The following is a 25,748-nucleotide window of genomic DNA, read 5'->3' on the forward strand; positions in this document are numbered from 1 at the left end:
ACCGCGGCGTGGGAATGGCGACCACGGGCTCACTGAGTGGGAGCGGCGTCCCGAACCCCGCACGACGGCCGTTAGACCAGAGCGGCGGGATCGGTCGTCGGCAGGGCGCACGTGAACGCGCGACAGTCGTAGGCCGTGGTCGCGCCTCCCTGTGCGACCTTTCCCTCGAAGAGCTCGAAGCCGGCGCGGGCGAAGTCCGCGGCCTGCGCGGGCGTGACGACGGCGACGACATCGGCCGCGACCCGCCGCGCGGCGTCGGCGAGAGCGGCATCCGTCTCGCCCACCACGACCACCTGACGCGGAGGCGTCGCGAGGCCGAGCGCGACGTCGAGGATCGCGCCGTACGCGAGCGGCGCGGCGAGCGCGGCGGGGGCGGCGGCACGGACGAGCGTCTCCGCCGCCTCGCGATAGCCCTCCCCCGCCCCGAGACGCCACAGGTCGAGCGCGGCCGCGGCGAACGCCGACGGACCCGACGGTGCGGCCCCGTCGCTCGGGACGCCCTGCGGCTGCATGCCCTGCAGCGCCAGCACCGGGTCGCCGCCCCCGGGCGGGCGGATGCCCTCGGCCGACAGGCACGCGTCGACCAGGGCCCGCGCGCGCTCGGCGTACGCGACCTCGCCGGTGACGCGACCGAGGGCGAGCAGGCCGCGGGCGAGACCGCCGTAGTCCTCCAGCGTCGCGGGAGCCCCGGAGCGGATCTCGTCGAGCGAGGCGCGGCGGAGAGTGCCGTCGTCGGCGACGTTCGCCTCGAGAACGGCGTCGGCGGCCCAGCGCGCGGCCTCGACGAACCGCGGGTCGGTACAGGCGCCGGCGGCGGCGAGCGCCGCGATGGCGTGCCCGTTCCAGCCGGTGACGACCTTGGCGTCCAGGGCCGGCGGCACGAGCTGCGCGCGGTCGGTGATGCGGTAGTACCCGCCCTCCGAGCGCTGCCCGTCGATGACCGACTCGGAGTCCTGCGCGGCCGCGATCCCGCCGGAGGGCAGCTGCAGCACGTCGACGAGGAACCCCGCGGTCTCGGCGGCCGTGGCGTCGTCGCCCGCGGCGAGGGCGACCTCGATCAGGCCGGCGTTGTCGGTGAGCATGCGCTCGTAGTGCGGAACGGTCCAGTCGCGGCGCGTGGCGTAGCGGAAGAACCCGCCCTCGACGGCATCACGCAGCTCCGACGTCGTCATCGCGGTCAGAGCACGGGATGCCACGCCCGCGGCCTCCGGGACGAGCGACGCCAGCGCGGGGTGCTGCAGCAGCCGCAGGACCGGGGTGTTCGGGAACTTCGGGGAGTCGGGCGCCGCACCGGCCGCGAACCCATCGAATTCCCGGTCCTCCCGGGACATGACGTCGGCGACGGCCGCCGCCAGAACCTCGCCGGAGGGGATCGCGTCGGCGGCGGCGGGGGCCGCGGACGCGAGGGCCTCGCGGAGCGAGGCACCGGTGGCATCCACTTCTCCCCGACGTTCGGTCCACGCCTCGCGGACGGCGGCGAGCACCTGCCGGAACGACGGCAGCTGACCGCGGGGCGCGGGCGGGAAGTACGTGCCGGCGTAGAAGATGCGCCCCTCGGGTGTGGCGAACGCCGTGAGCGGCCAGCCGAGGTGGGGCGTGAACGCGGAGGCGGCGTCGAGGTAGGCGGCGTCGACGTCGGGATGCTCCTCGCGGTCGACCTTGATCGCCACGAACCCGTCGTTGACGAGCGCGGCGGTCTCGGCATCCTGGAACGACTCCCGCGCCATGACGTGGCACCAGTGGCAGGTGCTGTAGCCGATCGAGACGAGCACGGGCACGTCGCGCCTGGCTGCGACGGCGAACGCCTCAGGCCCCCACGGGAACCACGCGACGGGATTGTCGGCGTGGGCCCGCAGGTAGGGGCTCGAGGCGTTCGCGAGGCGGTTCAGTTCAGCGACCCGTCACTCGACGTCGTCGGGGTGCGAGCCGACGCGGCCGGAACCGTCGCCCGGGTCGACCGCGTCGATCGCGGCCATCTCGTCGGCGGAGAGCTCGAAATCGAACAGGTCGAAGTTCTCTTCCAGGCGCTCGCGGCGCACCGACTTCGGGAAGACGATGAGGCCGTGCTGGATGTGCCAGCGCAGCACCGCCTGGGCGGGGCTCTTGCCGTGGGCCTCGGCCGCGTCCTTGATCGCGGGGATCTCGAACAGGTCGTACTTGCCCTGGCCGAGCGGGCCCCACGACTCGATGTGCATGTCGTGCTCGGCGCCCCACGCGCGGATCTCGCGCTGGCTGAGCGCCGGGTGCAGCTCGATCTGGTTGACGACCGGCGTCACCCCCGTCTCGGCGACGATGCGGTCGAGGTGCGGCACCAGGAAGTTCGAGACGCCGATCGAGCGCGTCTTGCCCGCCTCGCGGATCTCGATGAGCTTCTGCCAGGCGTTGAGGTAGTTGTCGGCCTTCGGGGTCGGCCAGTGCACGAGGTACAGGTCGACGCTGTCGAGGCCGAGCTTCTGCAGGCTCTCGTCGATCGCGGCGTGCGGGTCGTCGCCGTCGTGGCGCGAGTTCCAGAGCTTGGTCGTGACGAAGAGCTCGTCGCGCGGGATGCCGCTGGACGCGATGGCGCGGCCGACGCCCTCTTCGTTCTTGTAGATCGCGGCGGTGTCGATGTGGCGGTAGCCGACCTCGAGGGCCTCGGACACGGCGCGTTCGGCGTCCTCGGCCGGCACGAGGAACACGCCGTAGCCGAGCTGGGGGATGGAGTTTCCGTCATTGAGCTGGACAGAGGGAACGGTCATGGCATCCAGCCTAGAAGCCCCCGCCGACACCGGCTCCGGGGTTGACGCGTTCAGACCGGCGGTGCGGCGGACGCGGCCCGGGCGAGCGCTTCGGCGACCAGACGGACGTTCTCGACGACCGATCCCGCCGTGACCCGGACGCGACCCGTGCCGGGTGCCGGGTCGATCACGAACGGCGATCCGGCGGCGATGCCGATGCCCTCCGCCGCCGCGTGCACGACGGCGGCGCGTTCGTCGCGCACCGGCATCCACAGGTTGATGCCGTCGGGGTCGCCGACGTCGATGCCCAGTCGGCGCAGCGACGCCGCCACACGGTCGAGACGGTCGCGGTAGATGAGGCGCGCGGTCCGCACCGGGGCGGTCGAGCGAGGGTCGGTGAGCAGCTCGTACAGCACCGACTGCAGGAGCCGCGAGGTCCACCCGGGGCCCAGCATGCGGCGGCGCACGACACGGTCGACGATCGCGGAGGGCCCGCCGAGCGCCGCGATGCGGAGGTCGGGGCCGTGCGACTTCGAGAATCCGCGCACGTGGACGACCTGGCCCGGCAGCCACAGCGCCAGCGTCACCGGCGGAGCGCTCGCGATGAGCGCCGAGTGGTCGTCCTCGATGACCGTGACCCGTGTGCCGCCCGGAACGCTCAGCAGCACGTTCGCGAGCCGCCGGGCCCGCTCCGCCGACATCGACACTCCCGTCGGGTTCTGCGCCCGCGGCTGCAGCAGCACCGCGGAGGGCCCCAGCGCGAGGGCGCGCGCCAGGGATGCCGGCACGACACCGTCCGCGTCGGTCTCGAGCATCACCGGGACGGCTCCCGCCGCTTCGATGAGGTCGAAGAAGTAGGGGAACCCGGGCGATTCCACCGCCACACGGTCGCCGAACCGCACGACCTGGTCGAGCGTGCGGGAGATGCCGTCGAGCGCACCGTCCACCACCGTGAGCGCCTCGACGCCCCGGACCGGCCACTGATCGCGCAGCACGTCGTGGAGGTCCGGGAGCACCGGCAGGTCGTGATAGCGACCGGTGTCGGCGCGCGGGCGGGCGAGGGCCAGCGCGCGCTCGATCGAGGGCAGCATCGCGGGGTCGGGAGTCCCGAGCGACAGGTCGAGGCGGAGCGCCCGCACATCGCGCCCCGTGCCGAGGCCCCGCGGCGCACCGGGCACGCGCTCGGCCGACATCCCCTGCACGCGGGGACTGAGCCACTCGCGCTTCTCGGCGCGGACGAACGTGCCCGCGCGGCCGCGCGAGAGGACGACCCCGGCGTCGGCGAGCGCCCGCCACGCGGTCGCGACCGTGCCGGTGGAGACCTCGAGGGCCGCCGCGACCTGACGCACCGTCGGTAGCCGATCGCCGGGCGGGAGCGTACCGTCACTGACCAAACGCGCGATCTCAGCGGCGAGTCCCGCGGCGGTGCGTTCGACGAGGGTGTCGGGCGCCAGCATCCGGTCCTCCAATTTACGGGGGCGTCACTCGTGGAAATCGTCGAGAAATGTTCAGGCGCGACAGTAACAGAACCGGCGAAGAGCCGGAGGAACGAGGGATCCCGATGACGACGGTGCGCGCAGCGATCACGCAGACCACCTGGACCGGCGACAAGGAGTCGATGCTCGACAAGCACGAGCAGTTCGCCCGGGACGCCGCGGCGCAGGGGGCCGACGTCCTCTGCTTCCAGGAGCTGTTCTACGGCCCCTACTTCGGGATCACCCAGGACCAGAAGTACTACCGGTACGCCGAGCCCGTCGACGGTCCGATCGTGCAGCGCTTCGCCGCGCTCGCGAAGGAGCTGGGGCTCGTCACGGTGCTGCCGATCTACGAAGAGGCCCAGACCGGCGTGTACTACAACACCTCGGTCCTGGTGGATGCCGACGGCTCAGTGCTCGGCAGCTACCGCAAGAACCACATCCCGCACCTCGACAAGTTCTGGGAGAAGTTCTACTTCCGCCCCGGAAACCTCGGCTATCCCGTGTTCGACACCGCCGTCGGCAAGGTCGGCATGTACATCTGCTACGACCGGCACTTCCCCGAGGGGTGGCGGGAGCTGGGCCTCAACGGCGCGCACATGGTGTTCAACCCCAACGCCACCAAGCCCGGACTCTCCAACCGCCTCTGGGAGGTCGAGGGCCCGTGCGCCGCGGTCGCCAACGGCTACTTCGTGCTGCAGCCCAACCGCGTCGGCCGCGAGGACAACGAATACGGCGAGGATGCCGTCACCTTCTACGGCACGAGCCAGGTCATCGACCCGCGCGGCAACCACGTGGGCGCCGTGGGCTCGTCGGAGCACGAGGAGATCCTGGTGCGCGACCTCGACATGGATCTCGTGCAGCAGATGCGCGACGACTGGCAGTTCTACCGCGACCGCCGGCCCGACACCTACGGCGAGATCGTGGAGGCCTGAGATGGCGACCACGCTCCTCACCGGCGGCACCGTCGTCTCGGCGACCGGACGCTCCGCCGCGGACGTCCTCCTCGACGGCGAGACGATCGCCGCCGTGCTGCAGCCCGGCTCGACGCTGCTCGGCCATGACCTCGCGGCATCCGTCGATCAGGTCATCGACGCGACCGGGAAGTACGTGATCCCCGGGGGCATCGACGCCCACACCCACATGCAGCTGCCGTTCGGTGGCACCAGCGCCTCGGACACGTTCGAGACCGGCACGCGCGCCGCGGCCTGGGGCGGCACGACGACGATCGTCGACTTCGCCGTGCAGCGCACCGGCGAGCGCGTGCAGGACGGCCTGGCGCACTGGCACGAGCTGGCGGCGGGAAACTGCGCGATCGACTACGGCTTCCACCAGATCGTCGGAGGGGTGGATGCCGACTCCCTCGCGGCCCTGCCCGGCCTCATCGACGAGGGCGTCTCGAGCTTCAAGATGTTCATGGCGTACCCCGGGGTCTTCTACGCCGACGACGCGCAGATCCTCCGCGCGATGCAGGTCGCGGCCGACACGGGGCTGTTGACGATGATGCACGCCGAGAACGGCCCCGTCATCGACGTGCTCGCCGAGCAGCTGATCGAGAAGGGGAAGACGTCCCCGTACTTCCACGGCGTCGCCCGCGCGTGGCAGATGGAGGAGGAGGCAACGCACCGCGCCATCATGCTCTCGAACCTCACCGGTGCTCCGCTGTACGTCGTGCACGTGAGCGCGAAGCAGGCCGTCGAGCAGTTGGCGTGGGCGCGCGACAACGGACAGAACGTGTTCGGCGAGACGTGCCCGCAGTACCTCTACCTGTCGCTGGAGGATCAGCTCGGCGCCTCGAGCGAGGAGTGGGGCGACTTCGAGGGCGCGAAGTGGGTGTGCTCCACGCCGCTGCGGTCGAAGCACGAGGGCCACCAGCACCACATGTGGCAGGCGCTGCGCACCAACGACATCCAGATGGTGTCCACCGACCACTGCCCGTTCTGCATGAAGGACCAGAAGACGCTCGGCCAGGGCGACTTCCGCGCGATCCCCAACGGCATCGGATCCGTCGAGCACCGCATGGACCTGATGTACCAGGGCGTCGTGACGGGCCAGATCACGCTCGAACGGTGGGTGGAGCTGACCAGCACCACGCCCGCGCGCATGTTCGGCATGTACGGCAAGAAGGGCGTCATCGCCCCCGGCGCCGACGCCGACATCGTCGTCTACGACCCCGCCGGGCACACGTCCATCGGTGTGGGCAAGACCCACCACATGAACATGGACCACTCCGCGTGGGAGGGCTTCGAGATCGACGGGCACGTCGACACCGTCATCTCCCGCGGCAAGGTCGTCGTCGACGACGGCGCGTACCTCGGTGCCAAGGGCGACGGGCGTTTCGTCAAGCGTGGCCTGAGCCAGTACCTGGTCTGAGAGGAGACCCCATGGATTTCGGCGTCGTCCTGCAGACCAACCCGCCCGCCGCCCGCACGGTGCAGCTCTCGCAGCTCGCCGAGGCGCACGGCTTCAGCCACGTGTGGACCTTCGACTCGCACCTGCTGTGGCAGGAGCCGTATGTGGTGCACTCGGCGATCCTCGCGGCCACACGACGGGTCACCGTCGGCCCGTTCGTCACGAACCCCGCGACCCGCGACTGGACCGTCACGGCATCCACGTTCGCCACCCTGAACGAGATGTACGGCAACCGCACGATCTGCGGGATCGGCCGCGGCGACTCGGCGGTGCGCGTCACCAACGGTCGTCCCACGACGCTGAAGGCGCTGCGCGAGTCGATCCACGTCATCCGCGAGCTCGGCAACTCCCGCGCGGTGGAGTACAACGGCGCGACGCTGCAGTTCCCGTGGAGCCGCGGGTCGAAGCTGGACGTCTGGGTCGCCGCCTACGGTCCGCTCGCGCTGAAGCTGACCGGCGAGGTCGGCGACGGCTTCATCCTGCAGCTCGCCGACCTCGACATCGCCGAGTGGATGATCGCGACGGTCCGCCAGGCGGCCGAGAACGTCGGGCGCGATCCCGACGAGATCGCGTTCTGCGTCGCCGCCCCCATGTACATCGGCGACGACACCCCCGAGAGCCGCGCGCACATGATCGAGCAGTGCCGCTGGTTCGGCGGCATGGTCGGCAACCACGTCGCGGACATCGTCGCGAAGTACGGCGAGGGCTCCGACGTCCCCGCCGCGCTCACCGATTACATCGCGGGGCGCACCGGGTACGACTACAACTCGCACGGCAAGAGCAACAACGACCACGTCGACTTCGTCCCCGACGAGATCGTCGAGCGGTTCTGCGTGCTCGGCACCGCCGAGGAGCACATCGCCAAGCTCGAGAAACTCCGTGCGCTCGGCGTCACGCAGTTCGCCGGCTACCTCCAGCACGACAACAAGGAGGAGACGATGCGGGTCTACGGCGAGACCGTGATCCCCGCCCTCACTCCCCCGGTGACGGCGAAGCGGTGACCGATCAGGCGCTCGCCCCGGGGTCGGTGACATCGCTCGTCCCCGACGACGCGGGGATGCCACGCGGGCGACGCCCTCGCGGTGTCGGCATGGGCCGCGTCGGCTGGGGCGTCGCCGGGGTGGCCGCGGTGGTCGCCGTCTGGGAGCTGTACAAGCTGCTCGGGCCCGCGGACGGCGTCACGATCGGGGGCGACGGCTCCGCCGGGTCCGGCGTCATCCTCCTCCCCCGCACGCACGATCGGGCCATGCCGCACGTGTGGGACATGGTCGCGCGCATGTTCGCGCCGACGAGCGGCGGCGACACCCCGCCGCTGATCGTCTCGGTGCTCGAGGCCGCCGGGACGACGCTGGGTCTCGCGGCCCTCGGGTGGGTCATCGGCGTGGTGGTGGGTGGCATCCTGGGCATCGCGATGCAGCGGTGGCGGCTCGTGGAGTGGGGCCTGCTGCCGTGGATCGTCGTGAGCCAGATCGTGCCGCTCATCGCGTTCGCCCCGGTGGTCAACGCGCTCGGCAATCAGATCGACCGGGCGGGCGTCTTCCCGTGGCCGCAGTGGTTCTCGGTCGCGCTGATCGCGTCGTACCTGGCGTTCTTCCCCGTCGCCATCGGCATGCTGCGGGGCCTCGAAGCCCCTGACGGGCTGCACCTCGACCTGTTCCACGCGGGAGCGGCCGGCTGGTGGGCGACGCTGATCCACCTGCGGCTCCCCGCCGCCGTGCCGCACCTACTGCCCGCCCTGCGTCTCGCCGCCGCCTCCGCCGTCGTCGGCGCGGTGGTCGCCGAGGTGTCGATCGGGCTGCGCGGCGGGATCGGGCGCATGCTCATCCAGCTCGCCGGTCAAGCCTCGTCCGACCCGGCCGCCCCCTGGGCGCCGACGTTCGGCACCGTCGCCATCGGGCTCGTCGCCGCCGCGGGCGTCGCGCTCATCGGTGCGACCCTGCACCGTTTCCGTCGCGGAGAGGAGATCCGATGACCGCACCCGCCGTCCACGCCGCCGGCGTGGGGAAGGTGTTCCCCTCGACCGGAGGCGAGGTGACCGCCCTCACCGGGGTCGACCTCGACGTCGCCACCGGAGAGTTCGTCTCGCTCATCGGTCCCTCGGGTTGCGGCAAATCGACGCTGCTGCGCCTCATCGCCGACCTCGACACGCCCAGCGCGGGCGACCTCGCCATCTTCGGCAAGGCCGCACGTCAGGCCCGCATCGACCAGGACTACGGCATCGCGTTCCAGCAGGCGGGGCTCCTCCCCTGGCGCACGGTCGCGGCGAACATCGCGCTGCCGCTCGAGCTGCACCGCTGGAGCCGTGCCCGCCGCGACGCCCGCGTCGCCGAACTGGCCGAGCTCGTCGGGCTGTCGGAGTTCGTCGGGCGCTACCCCGACCAGCTGTCCGGCGGCATGCAGCAGCGCGTGGCGATCGCCCGGTCGCTCGCCGCCTCCCCGCAGCTGCTCCTCATGGACGAGCCGTTCGGCGCGCTCGACGAGATGACCCGCGAGCGGCTGCAGACCGAACTCGCGCGCATCGCCGCCGAGACGGGTGCGGCGGTCGTCTTCGTCACCCACTCGATCCCCGAGGCGGTGTTCCTCTCCGACCGCGTGGTCGTGATGAGCCCGCGGCCCGGCCGCATCACCGAGGTCATCGACACCCGCCCCGGACGTCCACGCGACGAGGCCCTCCGCGAATCGCCCGAGTACTTCGCGCGCGTCACCGCCGTCCGCGAGGCGCTCCACGGCGCTCCCCTGCAGCGGGCGAACGAACGATGACCGCGGCCCGCCTCCCCTCCTGGCTGCGCGTCGCCGCGCCCGTCGCCGTCGGGCTCCTCGGGCTCGGTGCGTGGTTCGCCTACGTCGCTTCGGGCAGCGCCCCGCGGATGCTCCCCGACCCCGCCGCGATCCTGGGGGACTTCGTCGGCCGGTTCCCGCTCATCGTGGAGGCCGCGGCGATCACGGGCACCAACGCCCTGGTGGGTCTCGTCGCGGGCACCGTCATCGCCGTCGCGCTGGCCGCCCTGGCCGCGACCTGGCGCCCCGTCGACGGAATGACCGCGCCGCTGGTCGCCGCGCTCGCCGTCGTGCCGATCGTCGCGATCACGCCGATCCTCAACACCATGTTCGGCGCCTCCAGCCAGTTCGGCCGCGCGGCGGTCGCCGCGATCGCGGCCTTCGTCCCGGTGTTCGTCAACACGCTCCGGGGGCTCCGGCAGACGCGTCCCGTGCAACGCGACCTCTTCCGCGCGACCGCGGCGTCGGGCGCGCAGACGTTCCGCCTCCTCACCCTCCCCACCGCGCTGCCGTATCTGCTCACCGGCGTCCGCGTCGCCGCCTCGCTCGCGGTGATCTCCGCTCTCGTCGCCGAGTACTTCGGCGGCCCCTCGGACGGCATCGGCACCGCGATCGCCACCTACGCCAAGTCGGGACGCGCGGCCCTCGCCTGGGCGTTCGTGGGCGGCGGCATCGTGATCGGTCTCGTCTTCTTCCTCGTCACCTCGCTGCTCGAACGCGCCGTCGCACGGCGCCTCGGCGCGGGGCGTCCGCCGGCCTGACCGGCATCCTTCCCGTCCGCCCTCGACAGAACAGGTTCCACCGCACCACACCTGCACCACCCGCACCCGAAAGGACTCCCATGACACACAGCACACGCCGCGCCCTCGGCGCACTCGCGGGGATCGCCGTGGCATCCCTCGCCCTCTCCGCCTGCGCCGGCGGCTCCAGCGCTCCCGCCGAGTCGAGCGGGGACTTCACGCCGCTCACCTCCGTGAAGCTGCAGCTGCAGTGGCTGCCGCAGGCGCAGTTCGCCGGCTACTACGTCGCCCTCGACAAGGGGTACTTCCAGGAGGAGGGCTTCGACAAGGTCGACGTGGTCCCCTCGGGCGGCGACATCGTGCCGCAGGACGCCCTCGTCGCCGGAGACGTCGACTTCGCCGTCGCCTGGGTGCCGAAGGTCCTCGGGACCATGGAGAACCAGGGCGTCGAACTCACCGACATCGCGCAGGTGTTCCAGAAGTCCGGCACGACCCAGGTGTCGTGGAAGGACTCCGGCATCACGAAGGTCGACGACTTCGAGGGCAAGCGCATCGGCTCGTGGGGCTTCGGCAACGAGTGGGAGATCTTCGCCGCCATGGCCGACAAGGGCCTGGACGCCTCGACGGTCAAGATCACGACCCAGGACTTCTCCATGAACGCGCTCCTGGACAAGGACGTGGATGCCGCCCAGGCGATGACCTACAACGAGCTCGCGCAGCTGCTGGAGACGGTGAACCCCGCCACCGGGAAGCTGTACACGATGGACGACATCAACGTGATCTCGTACGAGGACACCGCCGGCGCCATGCTGCAGGACGCGATCTGGGCCGACACGAAGCGCCTCTCCGACGACCCCGCGTACGCCGATGCCGCCACGCGCTTCCTGAAGGCCGTCATCAAGGGCTGGGTCTTCGCGCGCGACAACCCCACCGAGGCCGCCGACATCACGTACAAGGCCGCGACCGCCCCGGGTGTCAGCGCGTTCCCGGTGGGTCCGACGCACCAGCTGTGGCAGATGAACGAGGTCAACAAGCTCATCTGGACCGGTGGCGACTTCGGTCTCATCGACTCCGCCGCCTGGGACAAGACCGTGAAGGGCGCCCTCGCGGCGAAGAACCAGGACGGGCTCAACCTCATCACCACCGAACCCCCGGCATCCGCCTACTCGAACGACTACATCGAGAAGGCGCTGACGGCTCTGAAGGACGAGGGCGTCACCGTGGACGGCGACTACACGCCGATCGACGTCACCCTCACCGAGGGCGGCCAGTAACTCCCCGCGGGGCGGTCGGACACCCGACCGCCCCGCGGCCCACCTCTTTCCCGGAACGGCGTGGTTGACTACCCGGATGACGCAGCCCCCCGCCCAGCACGCGCGCCGCACGCCCGAGTCGGGGTGGCGCCGCGGAGCCAAGGCCCTCGCGATCGCGCTGACCGTCGCCGTCGTCGCCGCGGTCGCCGTGGGCGGCTTCTACGCCTGGTCACTGACGCAGCGCCTGGCCGAGGCGGCGGTCCCGCTGAAGGACGCCCCGGCGCAGCCGCCCGCACTGAGCGCCTACGACGAGGCCTTCTCGGTGCTCGTGGTCGGCACCGACGAATGCGACGACGAGGTCAAGCAGGCATTCGGAGCCCGGTGCAGCGACCCCGAGAACGAGGGCGCCCGCAACGACGTCAACATGCTCGTCAGCGTCTCGGCCGACCCCCGCCGGGTCACGGTCGTGTCGTTCCCCCGCGACCTGCAGGTTCCGATCCCCGAATGCACCGGCGCCGACGGGACCGTGGAGTCGGCGTGGTCGAAGGCCCAGATCAACACCGCCTACGAGAAGGGCGGGCTGACCTGCGTCGCCGACACCGTGTCGGAGCTCAGCGGCCAGAGCATCCCGTTCGCGGCGAAAGTGAGCTTCGGCAACGTCGTGAACATCACCGACGCGATCGGCGGCGTCGAGGTCTGCATCGGCGGCGACGGCATCAACGACCCCGATGCGGGAATCGACTGGCCGGCCGGTCCCCGCGTGGTCACCGGCTACGACGCCCTCGCGTTCCTGCGCACCCGTCACGGCGTCGGCGACGGCAGCGACCTCGCCCGCATCGGCAACCAGCAGCAGTACCTCTCGCGCCTGATCAACAAGCTGCGCAGCGCCGAGGTGCTTTCCAACCCCGGCACGCTGATCGGTCTCGCGAACACCGCGGTGAACAACATCCAGCCCAGTCAGAGCCTCGCCGACCCGATCCGCATCGCCCAGTTGGCCTACACGCTCAAGGACGTGCCGTTCGACGACATCACCTTCGTGCAGTATCCCGTGCTCGAAGACCCGGCCGACCGCAACCGCGTCATCCCGAACGAGAACGCGGCGAGCGTGCTGTGGGAGGCGATCGACACGAACGCGCCGATCGTGCTCACCGGCGAGCTCGGCGCCAACGAGGGGGTCTTCGCCGACCCGTCCGCGCCGCAGCCGACCGAGTCCGCTCCGGCGCCCGAGGCGAGCACGCCGGCTCCGGATGCCACCTCCGCCACGCCCGCGCCCGAGGCGGTGGAGCTGCCGAGCACCATCAGCGGTTCCAAGGCGAACCAGCCGACCTGCTCGGCCGGGAACGGCTGAGCACGCGGTCGCTCCTCGTAGGCTGGTCGATCGTGACGGATGCCCCCGCCGACCATCGCGCGCGCTCCCTCGTGTGGGTCCTCGCGGGAGCCGGCATCCTGCTCGTCCTCGCGCTGGTGCTCGCCGGCGCGGGCTCGGCCACGGACTTCGCGCCGTTCCTCGCCGCGCTCCTCGGCGGATGGGGCGTGGGGATCGCGGGCGTGCGGGCGATCGCCCTGCTCCGCCGCGGCGCACTCCTCCTGCACGTCCTCGTCGCGGCGGCCGCGATCGCTCTCGCGGTCGTCCTGGCACGGGCGGATGCCGGTCCGTTCGGGGCCGTCATAGCCTTCGCCGCCCTGCCCGCGGCGGCATGGCTGACGCTGACCCTCCTCGGGCGGTTGCTGTCGCTCGTCCGGACAACCGGTGAGGAACGTCATGCTCCCGCGTGGGAGGCAGACGACGAACGGGACGGCGCGCTCGTGCGCGTACGTGCCGTCCGCCTGCACCTCGCGACACTGATCGTGCTCCTGATCGCCGCGACGACGGTCGCCGGGGCCGCCACGATTCTCCTGATGATCTGGCTCGACCGCCTGGACCTGCTGCGCGGCGCCCGCGTCGTGATCCTCGCCGTCGGACTCGTGGTCGTCCTGCCGGTCTTCCTCGGCTTCCGCGCGCTCGTGCGGGGCCGCGCCGTAGGCCACGCGATCGGCTTCGGGCGGTCGGAGCTGCGCATCGACGGGCCCGGTGGCACGGAGCGCTTCCCTTACGGCGACATCGACGAACTGCGGTGGCGCGAGGGAACGGAGTACGCCCGGCTCGAGGTGCGATCGGCCGGACACCGCCGGACGCTGCTGGTCGGTCAGGCGCGCCCCGCACCGGGACGCACCGCCGAGCTCCCGTCCCTCTCGCGCCGGACCGTGCAGCACCTCGAGGCCGCAGGGCTCACCCCCTCCCGCGGGGGCGCGGTCACGATCTTCCGCAGACGACAGCCTTAGGCAGCCGGGCCGCAGCGAAGACCGCGATCGCGTCGCGGACCGCGACGGCGCCGTCCGCGCCGCCGTACACGGCCGCGAACCGCTCGTCGGCGACGTAGAGCTCGCCGAGGCCCCTGTAGGCCGCGGCATCCGGGACCCGCCCCCACTGGTCTCCGACCCACCGGTGGTGCACGGCGATCAGGGCCTGGAACTCGGCGCCGTCCGCCGGGAGGCCCCGCGCCGCGGCATCCCGCAGCGCGGCATTCACGTCGCGGCTGCGCTCGTCGTCGGCGCGGCGCTCCCCGTCGGTGAACGCGTCACGACGAGCCTGCGCCTCCTCCCACGCGGCGTCGCCCCAGCGCGCCCGCACCTCGCTCTCCCACCGGGAGTCGTCGACCCCCGCGAGCACGTCATCGATGTCCATGGTCTTTCCTTCCTCCAGTGCGGCGAGGGTCTTCCCCACCGCGGTGATGCGGCGCTCCAGAGCGGAACGCCGTTCCTCGAGCGCCGTCACATGCGCTCGCATGATGTCCACGAGCGAGCGCTCGTCGGACAGTGCCCGCGCGATCTCGGGCAGCGGCACATCCAGCGCACGCAGCGACAGGATGCGGTAGAGACGCGCGATCTCGCGCTCGCCGTAGAAGCGGTACCCGTTCGCGGCGACGCGGGACGGGCGCAGCAGCCCCACGCTCTCGTAGTGCCGGAGGGCGCGGCTGGTCACCCCGGCGGCGCGGGCGACCTCGGCGATGGGCCATTCGTTCATGGCATCCACCCTGGCGGTTGACGCAGCGGCAGAGTCAAGCCCGGATCGGAACCGTCCGACCGGACGCCGGATACGTCACGATCGAGGGGTGAGGAACATCGCACGGTCGACGATCCCGCTGCTGCTGATCGCCGTGGCGCTCGCCGGCTGCGTCCCCGAGCCCGCGCCCGTCCCCACGACGAGCGCCACACCGACGGCGTCGCCGACTCCGACGCCGACGCCCACTCCCGATCCGCTCGCCGGGTTCAGCCTCGCCGACAAGGTCGGTCAGATGTTCATGGTCGGCACCTCCGTGGGCGGCGCCGACCCGACCACCGTCGCCGCCGTCCGCGACGACCACATCGGCGGCGTCTTCCTGCACGGGCGTTCGGATGCCGGCATCCCGGCCATGGCCGCCCTCGTCGGCGGTTTCACCTCGCTCGTCGCCGCCGGACGCCCCGAACTGTGGGTCGCGACCGACCAGGAGGGCGGCGACGTCCAGGTTCTCTCGGGGCCCGGGTTCGACGGCATCCCGTCGGCCGTCGATCAGGGACGGCAGAGCGACGACGACCTCCGCGGCAACGCCGCGACGTGGGGCGGGCAGCTCGCGCAGGCCGGGGTGAACATGAACCTCGCCCCGGTCGCCGACGTCGTGACCAGCCCCGAGACCGCGCGGAGCAACCCGCCGATCGGCCAGCTCGACCGCGAATACGGCTACGACGCGGCGACGGTGGCCGCGAAGGCCGGCGCGTTCGCGCAGGGGATGCGCGACGGCGGAGTGCTGCCGACGTTCAAGCACTTCCCGGGCCTGGGCCACGTGGGCGAGAACACCGACACCGCCTCCGGCGTGACGGACGATTTCGTCACCGCCGAGGGACCCGACGTGGGCGTCTACTCGACGGTGGTCGCGCAGGGCCCGGCCGTGGTCATGCTGTCGACGGCGATCTACGCGAAGATCGACCCCTCGGCGCCCGCCGCCTTCTCCCCGACCGTCGTCGGCGTGCTGCGGAGCACGGTCGGCTTCGACGGCGTCGTGACCACCGACGACCTCTCCGCCGCGCAGCAGGTGCAGCAATGGTCGCCCGCCGACCGCGCGACGCTCGCGGTCGAGGCGGGGATCGACCTGCTGCTCGTGTCGGCCGATCCGACGGTGTACCCCGAGATGCACCAGGCGGTGCTCACGAAGGCGCAAGCCGACCCGGCGTTCGCGGCGAAGGTGGATGCCGCCGCCCGCCGGGTCGTGGCGCAGAAGGCGTCGATGCCCTGATCTCCGGCATCCCCGCTCCCCGCTCCCTGCTCCCCGCGCGCCCGCGCCCGCGCGTCCCCGTGCCCCTGCGCCCCCGCCGCACCCCTGCGCCGCTTCAGCGATAAACGGCATCCACGGCGAGACACTGCGCGGCAAGGCGTGTCTCGCCGTGGATCGCGTTTATCGGGCGATCACGCGCGGTGCTCGGGACTCACGCGCGGCCTTCGGGCACTGACGCTCCGCGTTCGGGGGCGCGATAGGCTGGAAGGCTGTGTCCGTCGAACCCGTCATCGTCTACCCGCCCGAGCTGCCCGTCAGCGCCGCGCGGGACGAGATCGCGCGCGCCATCCGCGACCACCAGGTCGTGATCGTGGCCGGCGCGACCGGTTCGGGCAAGACGACGCAGTTGCCCAAGATCTGCCTCGAGCTGGGCCGCACCTCGATCGCGCACACGCAGCCCCGTCGTATCGCCGCGCGCACGATCGCCGAACGCATCGCGGAAGAGATGCAGGTGCCGCTCGGCTCCACCGTCGGCTACAAGGTGCGCTTCACCGACAAGGTGTCGGCCGACACCCGCGTCGCGCTCGTGACCGATGGCATCCTGCTCAACGAGATCCACCGCGACCGGCTGCTGCGCCGCTACGACACGATCATCGTCGACGAGGCGCACGAGCGTTCGCTGAACATCGACTTCCTGCTCGGCTACCTCCGCCGCATCCTGCCGCAGCGCCCCGACCTGAAGGTCATCGTGACCTCGGCGACGATCGACCCCGAGAGCTTCGCGCGGCACTTCGCCGGCCCGCCCGCCGCGCCCGGCGGGGAGCCCGTGCCCGCGCCGGTCATCGAGGTGTCGGGCCGGACGTATCCGGTCGAGGTCCGGTACCGTCCGGTCGACGGGGCGGACCGGGCTCCGGAAGAATCCGGCGATTCCGACCCGGATGCCGGTACACCCACGCCGCAGCCGAAGAAGATCCGGAGCGCGGCACAGGGCAAGCGCGACAACGACGACGCTGACGAGGTCGGCGCCGTCGTCGACGCGCTCCGCGAGCTCGATCGCGAGTCGGCCGGCGACGTTCTCGTGTTCTTCCCCGGCGAGGCCGAGATCCGGGATGCCGCGGATGCCATCCGCGGGGCGTACCAGAAGGATGCCTCCCCCACCGAGGTGCTGCCGCTGTACGGGCGTCTCTCGGCCGCCGAACAGCACCGGGTGTTCGAGCGCTCCACCGTCGCCGGCGTCCGCCGCCGCGTCATCCTGGCGACGAACGTCGCGGAGACGAGCCTCACCGTTCCCGGCATCCGGTACGTGATCGACACCGGCACCGCGCGCATCTCGCGCTACAGCAACCGGTCGAAGATCCAGCGGCTGCCGATCGAGGCCGTGTCGCAGGCGTCGGCCCAGCAGCGCTCCGGGCGTGCGGGACGCACCTCGCCGGGTATCGCGATCCGGCTCTACTCCGAGGACGATTTCCTCCGCCGCCCGGAGTACACCGAGCCGGAGATCCTGCGGACGTCCTTGGCATCCGTCATCCTCCAGATGCTGTCGCTCGGGTTCGGCGACATCCAGGCGTTCCCGTTCCTGACGCCGCCGGATTCCCGCGGCGTGAAGGCGGCGTTCGACCTGCTCGTCGAGCTCGGCGCGGTGACGCTGCCCGCACCGGGGTCCGAGCGCCGCGACGTCCGGCAGGACGGCGACCCGTCCCGGCGACGCAGCGACCGCGACGAGGACCGCGGTCCGCGTCTCACCGCGGTGGGCCGCGAGATCGCCCGTCTGCCGATCGACCCGCGGTTCGCCCGCATGCTGATCGAGGCGCGGGACGCGGACGTGCTGCCCGAGGTGATGGCGATCGTCGCCGGGATGTCGATCCAGGACGTCCGCGAACGCCCCGAGGAGCGCCGTGAGGAGGCGGACCGCTTCCACGCGCGCTTCACCGACCCGACCAGCGATTTCCTCTCGCTGCTGAACCTGTGGGAGTACCTGCAGGAGAAGCAGGCCGAGCTCGGTTCCAGCGCCTTCCGGCGCCTGTGCCGCAGCGAGCACCTCAACTACGTGCGCGTCCGCGAGTGGGTCGACGTGCATCGGCAGCTGCAGTCGCTGCTCGGCGCGGGGCGCGAGGGCCGCGGGGCGAGGAACCGTGTCCCAGAAATGGCGGCTTCGGGCCGCTCGAAACCGCAACGATCGGGACACGCCACGTCAGAAGTGGGACGAGGTTCGCAGCGGGACGCCCCCGAGGGTCACGCCCAGGGGGATGCCATCCACCGCGCGATCCTGTCCGGACTCCTGTCGCACATCGGCATCCTGGATCCCCGCACCCTCGCGCAGACCAAGGACCGCAAGGCCCCCGGCGACGCCCGCACCGCCAAGGGCGAGTACATCGGCGCGCGCGGGGCGCGGTTCGCGATCTTCCCCGGGTCGGGCCTGAAGAAGAAGCGTCCCTCGGCGGTCATGGCGGCCGAGCTCGTCGAGACCTCACGCCTGTTCGCCCGCACGGTCGCCGCCGTCGACCCGGCGTGGGCGGAAGACCTCGCCCCCGGCCTCGTGAAGCGCTCGCTCAGCGAGCCGCACTGGTCGAAGGATGCCGGCTCCGCCGCCGCGTACGAGAAGGTCACGCTCTTCGGGGTGGAGCTCGTCGGTCGGCGCCGCGTCCAGCTCGCGCGCTTCGACCGTCCACTCGCCCGCGAGATGTTCGTGCGGCACGCGCTCGTCGAGGGCGAGTGGGACCCGTCGGTGCTCGACAAGCGCCTGACCGCCTTCCTCCGTCGCAACCTCGAGCAGCGTCGGCTGCTGGAGAAGATCGAGGAGCGCGAGCGCCGCCGCGACATCCTCGTCGGCGACGAGGCGGTGTTCGCGTTCTACAACGCGCGGATCCCCGCCGACGTCACGGACGTGCGTTCGTTCGAGACGTGGTGGAAGGATGCCTCGGCCCGCACGCCGCACCTGCTCGATCTGCGCGAGTCCGACCTCACCGGCGACCGCGCGCAGGGCGACGACCGTGCGTTCCCCGCGCGCTGGCGCCAGGGCGACCAGACGCTGAACCTCGCCTACCGCTTCGAACCCGGTGCCCCCGACGACGGGGTGACGGTGGTCGTCCCGCTGCCCCTGCTGGCGCAACTGCGCCCCGATGGCTTCGACTGGCAGGTGCCGGGCATGCGAGACGAACTCGTCACGGCGCTGCTGCGCGCCCTCCCCAAGACCATCCGACGCAACGTCGTGCCCGCCGCCGACTGGGCCGAGAAGTTCAGCGCCGAACTGGCGGAGAAGGGTCCCGAGCACGCGAACGGTCTGCCGAAGTCGACGCTCGTCGACGCGCTCGCGGCGCAGGTGCAGCGCGTGGCGAACCAGCGCGTCAGCGCCGCCGACTTCGAACTCGACCGCGTGCCCGGTCACCTCATGATGTCCTTCCGCGCGGTCGACCCCCGCGGGCGGGCCGTGGGCTCGGACCGCGATCTCGGAGCGCTGCAGCGACGCCTCGCCGACCGCGCGCGTTCGAGCGTGGAGTCGACGATCGCGCGCCCCCCGTCGAGGACGGCCGCGGCGCGGGTCGCCGAGGCATCCCCCGCCTTCGCTTCGCGGACGAAGCTCACGACGTGGGACTTCGACGACCTCGCCGAGGTCGTCGACACCCCCGTCGCCGGTGGCGTCGTGCGCGGATACCCGGCGCTCGTGGACGAGGGCGACAGCGTCGCCCTCCGCGTCGAGGCGACGCCCGAGGACGCCGCGCGGCACACCCGGGCCGGCATCCGGCGGCTGCTGCTGCTGGCCGTCCCCTCCCCCGCGTCGTACGTGCTCGACCACCTCACCGCGAACGAGAAGCTCGCGCTCGCCGCCTCGCCGTACCAGAACGCCAAGGCCCTGATCGAGGACGCGCGGGTCGCCGTCGCGGACGACGTGCTGCAGCGCGCGGCGTCCACCGGGATCGTCCGCACGCGCGCGGAATTCGAGCGCGTGCGCGATGCGTTCTCGGCCGCGTCGGTGGAGCAGACCTTCCAGGCCGTGTCGCTGGTCGCGAGAATCCTCCTGGCGCAGCGCGAGGTGGATCGGGCGATGAAGGATGCCTCATCCATCACGCTGCTCGGAGCACTCAACGACGTGCGCGGGCAGCTGAAAGGCCTGATCTTCCCCGGCTTCATCGCGCGAACCGGCCTCGCCCGCCTCGCCCACCTGCCGCGGTACCTCGCGGGGGCGCTGGAGCGCGTGAAGACGCTGCCCGACAACCCGGGCCGCGATCGTCAGCGCATGACCGAGTACGAGCGCGGAGCCGCGGGCTTCGTCGAGGCCGGCGGGGTGATGCCGCTCCCCGCCGACGCGCCGGCGAACCTGGTGCAGACCCGGTGGCTGCTGGAGGAGTTCCGCGTGAGCCTCTTCGCGCAGCGCCTGGGCACGGCCGAGCCCGTCTCGCCGCAACGTCTGGCGAAGGCGCTGAAGGGCTGAGCGTCCGGTCGCGCCGCCGGTGCCGCGTGGCCGTTTCGTCGTGCTGACCGAACATCGCGTCCGTCCGCGAACACCGGCGTCATAGCCTCCGTTCGGGCCACGGGAGACGACAGCGTCATCCCGGGCCGGACGGAAGGACCCCGCGTGGACGCACTGAGCGAACTCCTCCCCCTCACGGTGGGGATGGCGATCTCACCGCTCCCGATCGTCGCGATCGTGGCGATCGTGCTCGCGCCGCGCGGGCGGGCGGCCGCGGCGGTGTACGTGGCGACCTTCACCGCGGTCTCCTTCGCGCTGCTGCTCCTCGGCGCGGCGGGAGCCTCGCGCGCGTCGAGCGCGGCGGGAACGGGAAAGGTCACCCTCATCCTGTCGGCGCTCATCGCGATCGGTTTCGCGGTGTTCGCGGTCCTGAGCTGGCGCTCGCGTCCGCGTGACGGTCACCCCGCCAAGACACCCGCCTGGCTCGCGGCCATCGACGCCATCACGCCCGTCCGCGCGCTCGGGCTGGGGCTGATGATGGCGGCGGCGAACTCCAAGAACCTCCCCCTCGCCCTCAAGGGCGGGGCGATCATCGCCGACGCCCACCTCTCGATCGTCCTCTCGGTGATCCTCTGTCTCGGGGTCGCGATCGGCGGCTCGCTGCCCCTGATCGTGCCCGCCGCCGTGGCCCTGTTCCGCAGCCCCGCGGTGACCCGATCGCTGCAGCGCGCGAAGACCGAGATGATCGCGTACAACGCGCAGATGATGACCGTCGTCTTCGCGATCCTCGCGGCGAACGAAGCCGCGGCGGTCCTGCGCCACCTGCCCCTGTGATCCGCTCGGGCGAGGAGATCCACGGACGACCCGGCTCCTCGCCCTTCCCCGACGGGAGAACCATGACCGACGCCTGCTCCGCCTCCACCCCCGCCCTGCACGACCGGATCGCCCCCGCGATCGCGGCATCCGGCACGCACATCTCGGGCGCCCCGCGCGACACGGGTCCTCGCGGCGACGGCCGCGCCGACCTCGTCGTGATCGGAGCGATCTCCACGGGCGACGCCGACTCGCCGACGGCCGAGGCGATGGTGATCGCGGACGGTCGCATCGTCGGCCTCGGCACGCGCGACGACGTCGAGGGCCTCATCGGTCCGGGGACGAAGACGCTCCGGCCCGACGGGGTCGTGCTGCCGGGACTCATCGAGCCGCACGCCCACGTCTGGGTGTCTCTGCTGATGCTCGACTGGGTCGACGTGTCGCACCCGCGCTGCGCCACCTTCGACGACGTGGTCACCACGCTGAAGACGGCAGCCGGCTCCGGTGCCCCCGGGGAGTACCTGCTCGCGAAGCTCTTCGACCCCAGCCTGTATCCCGGCGAGCCCGACCTCACCCGCGACATCCTCGATCGCGTCTCCCTCGATCGACCCGTCGTCGTGCTGAATGCCTCGATGCACTTCGCCTACGCCAACAGCCGGGCACTCGAAGCCGCGGGCATCACCGACGGCACACCGGTGCCGTCGGGCGGCACGTTCGGGCGCGTCGACGGTCGCCTCACGGGCGTGGTGGGCGAAGCCCCGGCGGTCTCGATGCTCCTGGCCGCGCTGCCTCGACCGGATGCCGCCGAGATCGACCGCGGCGTGCGCACGATCCTCACCGGGTGGGCGTCCCGCGGCATCACCTCGGTGCGCGAGGCGATGACCGGGACGATCGCCGGGGTCAGCGAGATCGCCCTCCTGCACCGGCTCAACGACACCGAACGGCTTCCCGTCCGCGTGTCGACCGCGCAGTTCTCCGCCCTGCCCGGGTTCACGACCCCGCGCGAGGCGGCGGCGGCCTGGCGCGCCGCCGGGGTGACGCCCTTCAGCGGAGACGACATGGTGCGCGCGGACGCGTGGAAGGTGGTCGTCGACGGGTCCAACCAGGGCCGCTCCGGGTTCTTCGAGGACCCGTATCTCGGTCACGACAGCTCCGGTCGCCCCGGTCGCGGCCACGCCAACTGGACCGCCGAGGGTCTCCGGGACGCCCTCTCGACGGGCCTCGACGACGGCTGGCAGCTCATGATCCACACGAACGGCGACGCCGCCGTGGACCTGGCGCTCACGACGCTCGAGGGTCTCCTCGCGGGGGACTCGCGCGATCTCCGGCACCGGCTCGAGCACGCCTCCGTGACGACGGACGCGCAGTTGGCCCGGATGGCCGCGGCGGGGGTCTCGCCGAGCTTCCTGATGGACCACGTGCGGTACTGGGGCGCGGCGTTCCGGGACTCGATCCTCGGTCCGTACCGCGCCGTCCGCCTGGACCGCCTAGCGTCGGCGCTCCGGGCGGGACTGCGGCCGAGCATCCACTCCGACGACAACGTCACGACCGCGGACCCCCTGCGCAGCGCGCAGACGGCGGTCCTGCGCCGGCTCGAGGCCGACGGCAGTGTCCTGGGTCCGGACGAGCGCGTCACGCCGGGGCAGGCCCTCTCCGCGATCACGACGGATGCGGCGTGGCAGATCCACGCCGACGACCGGGGTGTCCTGCGGGTGGGCGCCCGCGCGGACTTCGTGGTCGCCGACGCCGATCCGTGGAGCTCCGACCCCGAGCGCTGGCACGACATCCGCATCCACGAGACCCGGATCGCCGGTACTCCGGCGTTCTCCGCCTGATGACCTCCGCGAAAGGGCCCGCCGTGTCCACCTCCCCCTCGTCCGTCCTCTCCTCGCGCGCCAGGCGGTGGGGTCTGCCTCTGCTCGGCGTCCTTGCCGCGATCCAGGGGGCGGCCCCCAACGTGGCCGCGACCGCGCTGGTGGGGGCCAGCCGGGGATTGGACATGGTGGCGGGCGATCAAGCGCTGGCGGCCTCGATGCAGACCCTGGCGATCGCGGCATCCGTCATCAGCACGGGGCTGCTGGCCGACCGCATCGGGCGCCGCCGCATGCTGGTGTGGGCGCTGGCCCTCGCGACGGTCGGCCAGCTGGTGGTGGGGTTCGCGCCCGTGCCGGCGGTCTACATCGCCGGCCAAGGCCTGTCGGGAGTGGGTCTGGGCGCCGTGTACGCGGCCGCCTTCGCCTACATCCAGGTGCTCGCCGCGCCCGGTCGTCTTCCCGCCGCGGTGGCGACCTTCGCCGCGGTCTCGGGAGCCTCCTCGGTCGCGATCACCTTCGGCGGCGGCATGCTGGCCGGCGTCGATTGGCGCACGGCCTTCCTCCTCGTGCCCCTCCTCTCGGTCGTGAGCATCTTCGCCGTCCTGGCCGTCCTGCCCGTCGTGCCCCCCAGCGTCTCCGAGCCGCGCGATGTCGTGGGGCAGGTGCTCCTCGTCCTGGGTATGGTCACCTTCCTCTACGGCGTGTCCCAGTTCGCCACGTCGCTGACCTCGCCCCTCACCTGGGCGCTGACGGCGGCGGGAATCGCGGTGCTGGCCCTCGCGGCGTGGACGCAGACGCGTGTGCGCCATCCGTTCTTCCCGGTGTCCTTGTTCCGGCGTCCGTCGTTCCTCGCGGCGCTGTGCGCCGGGTTCGTCTTCAACTTCGGCGTCGCGGCATCCTTCCTGCAGCTGACGAACCTCTGGCAGTACGTGCTGGGCCTGGCGCCGGCCGAGGTCGCCCTGTGGCAGCTGCCGATCACGGTCACCTCGATCGCGGGCGCCGTCCTGCTCGGGCGACTGATGACGCGGGGAATGAGCACACGGACGTCGCTGCTGCTGGGCGGGGTGCTCTCCGCCGCAGGGTTCCTGGCGGGCGCTCTCGCGCGCAACGTCGACAGCCCGGTGGCGTTCGTCCCGGCGGGGGTGCTGATCGCCCTCGGCGTGACGGCCTCGGCACTGCCGTACGGGACACTCATCCTGAGCGAGGCGCCCGCGGAGTTCTACGGTCCCGTGACGAGTTCGCGGACGACGTTCGGTCAGCTCTTCTACTCGCTGGGCACCGCGCTGTCCACCGTCGTCGTCACCCAGGTCACCATCGGCGGGATCGTCTCGCGTCTGCGTGCGACGGGCATGAGCGACAGCGACATCACCGCGTCGCTGAACGCCGTGGGGACCTACGCCAAGGACGCGACCCGGCCGTCGGAGGACGTCTTCGCCGTGGCGGTGGCGGCGTACCGCGACGGCTTCGGACTGCTGATGGTCGGGCTGGCGGTGCTGTGCCTCGGCGTGGGCGTGCTGGGCGCCTGGCTCGTGTCCCGTGCCGGCCGGTCCGCGCCGGCCGCGGCCGCTCCCGCCCCCGAGGTGCCGGTGTGAGCCGCGCGGGTCAGACCCCGAGCGCTTCCCCCCACGCGCGGAGCAGGGTTTCCAGGTCGGCGCGCTGACCGGGGCCGAGACCGGCGAGGAGTCGTTGCTCGTTGCGCACGTGCGCGGCGAACGCCTCATCGATGACGCGGACGCCCGTGGACGTCAGGGCGACGATGCGTCCGCGGCCGTCGTCGTCGTCACCCCGGCGGACGACGAGCCCGGATGCCACGAGCCGGTCGACGCGCTTGGTCACGGCACCGGTGGTGACCATGGTGGTGCGGGCGAGCTCGCCGGCCGCGCACGCGTACGGCTCGCCCCGGCGACGGAGGGCGGCGAGCAGGTCGAACTCACCCTCGCCCAGCCCGTGATCGCGGTAGACGCGGAGGAGTTCCTCGCGCAGCCGGTCGGCGACGCGGTGCAGGCGGCCGATGACCTGCAGGGGCGAGACGTCGAGGTCGGGGCGCTCGTCGCGCCACTGCGCGACGATGCGGTCCACGCGGTCGTCGTTCACACCCCCACTTTACCTTCCTCGGAAGCTAATATGTCTTCCATGGAAAATAGATGGCGTGCCGTCGCGATCACCGCGGTCGCCCCCATCGCGTGGGGGGCGACGTACGTCGTCACGCGGCACCTGCTCCCCGCCGACTCCCCCCTCTGGGGGGCGGCGCTGCGCGCACTCCCGGCCGGAGTCCTGCTGTGGCTCCTCGCCCGCCGGATGCCGCACGGGGCCTGGTGGTGGAAGGCGCCCCTGCTCGGGGCGCTCAACTTCGGCGGCTTCTTCGTCCTCGTCTACGTCGCGGCGCAGCTCCTGCCGTCGTCGGTGGCCGCGTCCATCATGGCGCTGGCCCCGCTGGCCCTCGCCGGTCTCGCGTGGCCGCTCCTGCGGCAGCGCCCGACGACGCGGTGGGCGATCGGGTCCGTCCTCGGCATCGCCGGAGTGGTGCTCATCGTCGGGCTCGGCGCCGAAGGCGTCTCGACCGCCGGGGTCGTGGCATCCGCGATCGCTCTCCTGTCGTCGTCGCTCGGGGCGATCCTGACGACCCGCTGGCGGGACGACACCCCTCTCCTCGCGACGACGTCGTGGCAGCTCACCGCCGGGGGGACCGCGCTGATCGTCGTCGCCGCGCTCGTCGAGGGCGCGCCGCCGACAGTGGATGCCGCGGGCGTCATCGCCTACGCCGCGATCGCGGTCGTGGCCACGGCTCTCGCCTTCGTGTGCTGGTTCACCGGACTCCGGCTCCTGCCCGCGGGGACGGTCGGGCTCATCGGCCTGCTCAACCCGGTGACCGGAGTCCTGCTCGGCATCGCGATCGGCGGCGAGTCGCTCGGCGTCGGCCAGGTCGTCGGCATCGTCGCGGTGCTCGCCGCCATCGCCGTCTCCCGTCCCCGACACACGCGCGTGAGGGGTCGATCCCTGTCGCCCGCGAGCGATCCAGGCGACAGAGATCGACCCCTCTCGCAGTGAC

20 protein-coding genes are annotated in these 25,748 nt (G+C 72.1%); 15 read left to right on the plus strand and 5 right to left on the minus strand.

Features of this window, described 5'->3' with window-relative positions; translation table 11 throughout:
• Nucleotides 1-71 precede the first annotated feature (71 nt).
• From BW982_RS12820 to BW982_RS12830, 3 genes are read right to left on the minus strand one after another with little or no spacing between them, the layout of a single operon-like run.
• On the minus strand, nt 72-1,889 hold the full coding sequence (locus BW982_RS12820; protein ID WP_076493906.1) for a thioredoxin domain-containing protein: 1,818 nt from the start codon (nt 1,887-1,889) through the stop codon (nt 72-74).
• 12 nt (nt 1,890-1,901) lie between these two features.
• Nucleotides 1,902-2,738 (minus strand): aldo/keto reductase, encoded by an 837-nt coding sequence (locus BW982_RS12825; protein ID WP_076493907.1) that lies wholly within the window; start codon nt 2,736-2,738, stop codon nt 1,902-1,904.
• A gap of 50 nt (nt 2,739-2,788) precedes the next feature.
• A complete protein-coding gene (locus BW982_RS12830; RefSeq protein WP_076493909.1) occupies nt 2,789-4,174 on the minus strand; it encodes an aminotransferase class I/II-fold pyridoxal phosphate-dependent enzyme in 1,386 nt (461 codons plus the stop codon).
• A gap of 104 nt (nt 4,175-4,278) precedes the next feature.
• Here BW982_RS12830 and BW982_RS12835 point away from each other — a divergent pair, with 104 nt between their 5' ends.
• The 9 genes from BW982_RS12835 (at nt 4,279) to BW982_RS12875 (ending at nt 13,697) form a co-directional block, all read left to right on the plus strand.
• Nucleotides 4,279-5,127, plus strand: coding sequence for a nitrilase-related carbon-nitrogen hydrolase (locus BW982_RS12835; RefSeq protein ID WP_076493910.1), 849 nt, complete (start codon nt 4,279-4,281; stop codon nt 5,125-5,127).
• Nucleotide 5,128: 1 nt separating this feature from the next.
• Entirely contained in the window at nt 5,129-6,565 is a 1,437-nt protein-coding gene (hydA, locus tag BW982_RS12840) for a dihydropyrimidinase (RefSeq protein WP_076493912.1), read from the plus strand.
• Between the two features lie 11 nt (nt 6,566-6,576).
• The gene (locus tag BW982_RS12845) at nt 6,577-7,605 is read left to right on the plus strand and encodes a TIGR03842 family LLM class F420-dependent oxidoreductase (RefSeq protein ID WP_076493913.1); all 1,029 of its coding nucleotides are present in this window, start codon (nt 6,577-6,579) and stop codon (nt 7,603-7,605) included.
• On the plus strand, nt 7,602-8,576 hold the full coding sequence (locus tag BW982_RS12850; RefSeq protein ID WP_083696688.1) for an ABC transporter permease subunit: 975 nt from the start codon (nt 7,602-7,604) through the stop codon (nt 8,574-8,576). Before BW982_RS12845 ends, BW982_RS12850 begins: the two co-directional genes overlap by 4 nt.
• The gene (locus BW982_RS12855) at nt 8,573-9,364 is read left to right on the plus strand and encodes an ABC transporter ATP-binding protein (RefSeq protein ID WP_076493915.1); all 792 of its coding nucleotides are present in this window, start codon (nt 8,573-8,575) and stop codon (nt 9,362-9,364) included. The genes BW982_RS12850 and BW982_RS12855 overlap by 4 nt, the downstream gene beginning before the upstream one ends.
• Nucleotides 9,361-10,143 (plus strand): ABC transporter permease, encoded by a 783-nt coding sequence (locus BW982_RS12860; protein ID WP_076493916.1) that lies wholly within the window; start codon nt 9,361-9,363, stop codon nt 10,141-10,143. Before BW982_RS12855 ends, BW982_RS12860 begins: the two co-directional genes overlap by 4 nt.
• 80 nt (nt 10,144-10,223) lie before the next feature.
• On the plus strand, nt 10,224-11,396 hold the full coding sequence (locus BW982_RS12865) for an ABC transporter substrate-binding protein (RefSeq protein WP_076493918.1): 1,173 nt from the start codon (nt 10,224-10,226) through the stop codon (nt 11,394-11,396).
• Nucleotides 11,397-11,472: 76 nt separating this feature from the next.
• On the plus strand, nt 11,473-12,723 hold the full coding sequence (locus tag BW982_RS12870; protein WP_076493919.1) for an LCP family protein: 1,251 nt from the start codon (nt 11,473-11,475) through the stop codon (nt 12,721-12,723).
• A gap of 32 nt (nt 12,724-12,755) precedes the next feature.
• Entirely contained in the window at nt 12,756-13,697 is a 942-nt protein-coding gene (locus BW982_RS12875) for a hypothetical protein (RefSeq protein WP_076493921.1), read from the plus strand.
• Here the strand turns inward: BW982_RS12875 and BW982_RS12880 are convergent.
• Nucleotides 13,669-14,439: a MerR family transcriptional regulator gene (locus BW982_RS12880; RefSeq protein WP_076493922.1), complete on the minus strand. Its 771-nt coding sequence runs from the start codon at nt 14,437-14,439 to the stop codon at nt 13,669-13,671. The two genes, BW982_RS12875 and BW982_RS12880, sit on opposite strands and share 29 nt — an antisense overlap.
• 88 nt (nt 14,440-14,527) lie before the next feature.
• Between BW982_RS12880 and BW982_RS12885 the strand changes: the two genes are divergently transcribed.
• The 5 genes from BW982_RS12885 (at nt 14,528) to BW982_RS12905 (ending at nt 24,291) form a co-directional block, all read left to right on the plus strand.
• Entirely contained in the window at nt 14,528-15,685 is a 1,158-nt protein-coding gene (locus BW982_RS12885) for a glycoside hydrolase family 3 N-terminal domain-containing protein (protein WP_076493924.1), read from the plus strand.
• Between the two features lie 250 nt (nt 15,686-15,935).
• Nucleotides 15,936-20,093, plus strand: coding sequence for an ATP-dependent RNA helicase HrpA (hrpA, locus tag BW982_RS12890; RefSeq protein ID WP_076493925.1), 4,158 nt, complete (start codon nt 15,936-15,938; stop codon nt 20,091-20,093).
• Between the two features lie 144 nt (nt 20,094-20,237).
• On the plus strand, nt 20,238-20,906 hold the full coding sequence (locus BW982_RS12895; protein ID WP_076493927.1) for a GAP family protein: 669 nt from the start codon (nt 20,238-20,240) through the stop codon (nt 20,904-20,906).
• A 62-nt stretch (nt 20,907-20,968) separates the two neighbouring features.
• Nucleotides 20,969-22,720 (plus strand): amidohydrolase, encoded by a 1,752-nt coding sequence (locus BW982_RS12900; RefSeq protein ID WP_076494341.1) that lies wholly within the window; start codon nt 20,969-20,971, stop codon nt 22,718-22,720.
• 23 nt (nt 22,721-22,743) lie between these two features.
• Nucleotides 22,744-24,291 carry an MFS transporter gene (locus BW982_RS12905; protein WP_254845593.1) on the plus strand — a complete coding sequence of 516 codons (1,548 nt, stop codon included), beginning with the start codon at nt 22,744-22,746 and terminating at the stop codon, nt 24,289-24,291.
• A 10-nt stretch (nt 24,292-24,301) separates the two neighbouring features.
• On the opposite strand, the gene BW982_RS12910 is transcribed toward BW982_RS12905, so the two are convergent.
• Nucleotides 24,302-24,793, minus strand: a complete 492-nt coding sequence (locus tag BW982_RS12910; RefSeq protein WP_076493930.1) for a MarR family winged helix-turn-helix transcriptional regulator — start codon at nt 24,791-24,793, stop codon at nt 24,302-24,304.
• Between the two features lie 30 nt (nt 24,794-24,823).
• On the opposite strand from BW982_RS12910, the gene BW982_RS12915 reads away from it, so the two are divergent.
• Nucleotides 24,824-25,747 carry a DMT family transporter gene (locus BW982_RS12915; protein ID WP_254845594.1) on the plus strand — a complete coding sequence of 308 codons (924 nt, stop codon included), beginning with the start codon at nt 24,824-24,826 and terminating at the stop codon, nt 25,745-25,747.
• Nucleotide 25,748: the final 1 nt, after the last annotated feature.

The sequence above is a fragment of the Microbacterium sp. RURRCA19A genome, from assembly GCF_900156455.1.
Classification (GTDB): domain Bacteria; phylum Actinomycetota; class Actinomycetes; order Actinomycetales; family Microbacteriaceae; genus Microbacterium.

Bases quoted from the DNA above. Each gene is read 5' to 3' on its own strand.
- BW982_RS12825 (WP_076493907.1), bottom strand. From the start codon at position 2,738: ATGACCGTTCCCTCTGTCCAGCTCAATGACGGAAACTCCATCCCCCAG.
- BW982_RS12830 (WP_076493909.1), bottom strand. From the start codon at position 4,174: ATGCTGGCGCCCGACACCCTCGTCGAACGCACCGCCGCGGGACTCGCC.
- BW982_RS12835 (WP_076493910.1), top strand. From the start codon at position 4,279: ATGACGACGGTGCGCGCAGCGATCACGCAGACCACCTGGACCGGCGAC.
- hydA (WP_076493912.1), top strand. From the start codon at position 5,129: ATGGCGACCACGCTCCTCACCGGCGGCACCGTCGTCTCGGCGACCGGA.
- BW982_RS12845 (WP_076493913.1), top strand. From the start codon at position 6,577: ATGGATTTCGGCGTCGTCCTGCAGACCAACCCGCCCGCCGCCCGCACG.
- BW982_RS12855 (WP_076493915.1), top strand. From the start codon at position 8,573: ATGACCGCACCCGCCGTCCACGCCGCCGGCGTGGGGAAGGTGTTCCCC.
- BW982_RS12860 (WP_076493916.1), top strand. From the start codon at position 9,361: ATGACCGCGGCCCGCCTCCCCTCCTGGCTGCGCGTCGCCGCGCCCGTC.
- BW982_RS12865 (WP_076493918.1), top strand. From the start codon at position 10,224: ATGACACACAGCACACGCCGCGCCCTCGGCGCACTCGCGGGGATCGCC.
- BW982_RS12870 (WP_076493919.1), top strand. From the start codon at position 11,473: ATGACGCAGCCCCCCGCCCAGCACGCGCGCCGCACGCCCGAGTCGGGG.
- BW982_RS12880 (WP_076493922.1), bottom strand. From the start codon at position 14,439: ATGAACGAATGGCCCATCGCCGAGGTCGCCCGCGCCGCCGGGGTGACC.
- BW982_RS12900 (WP_076494341.1), top strand. From the start codon at position 20,969: ATGACCGACGCCTGCTCCGCCTCCACCCCCGCCCTGCACGACCGGATC.
- BW982_RS12915 (WP_254845594.1), top strand. From the start codon at position 24,824: ATGTCTTCCATGGAAAATAGATGGCGTGCCGTCGCGATCACCGCGGTC.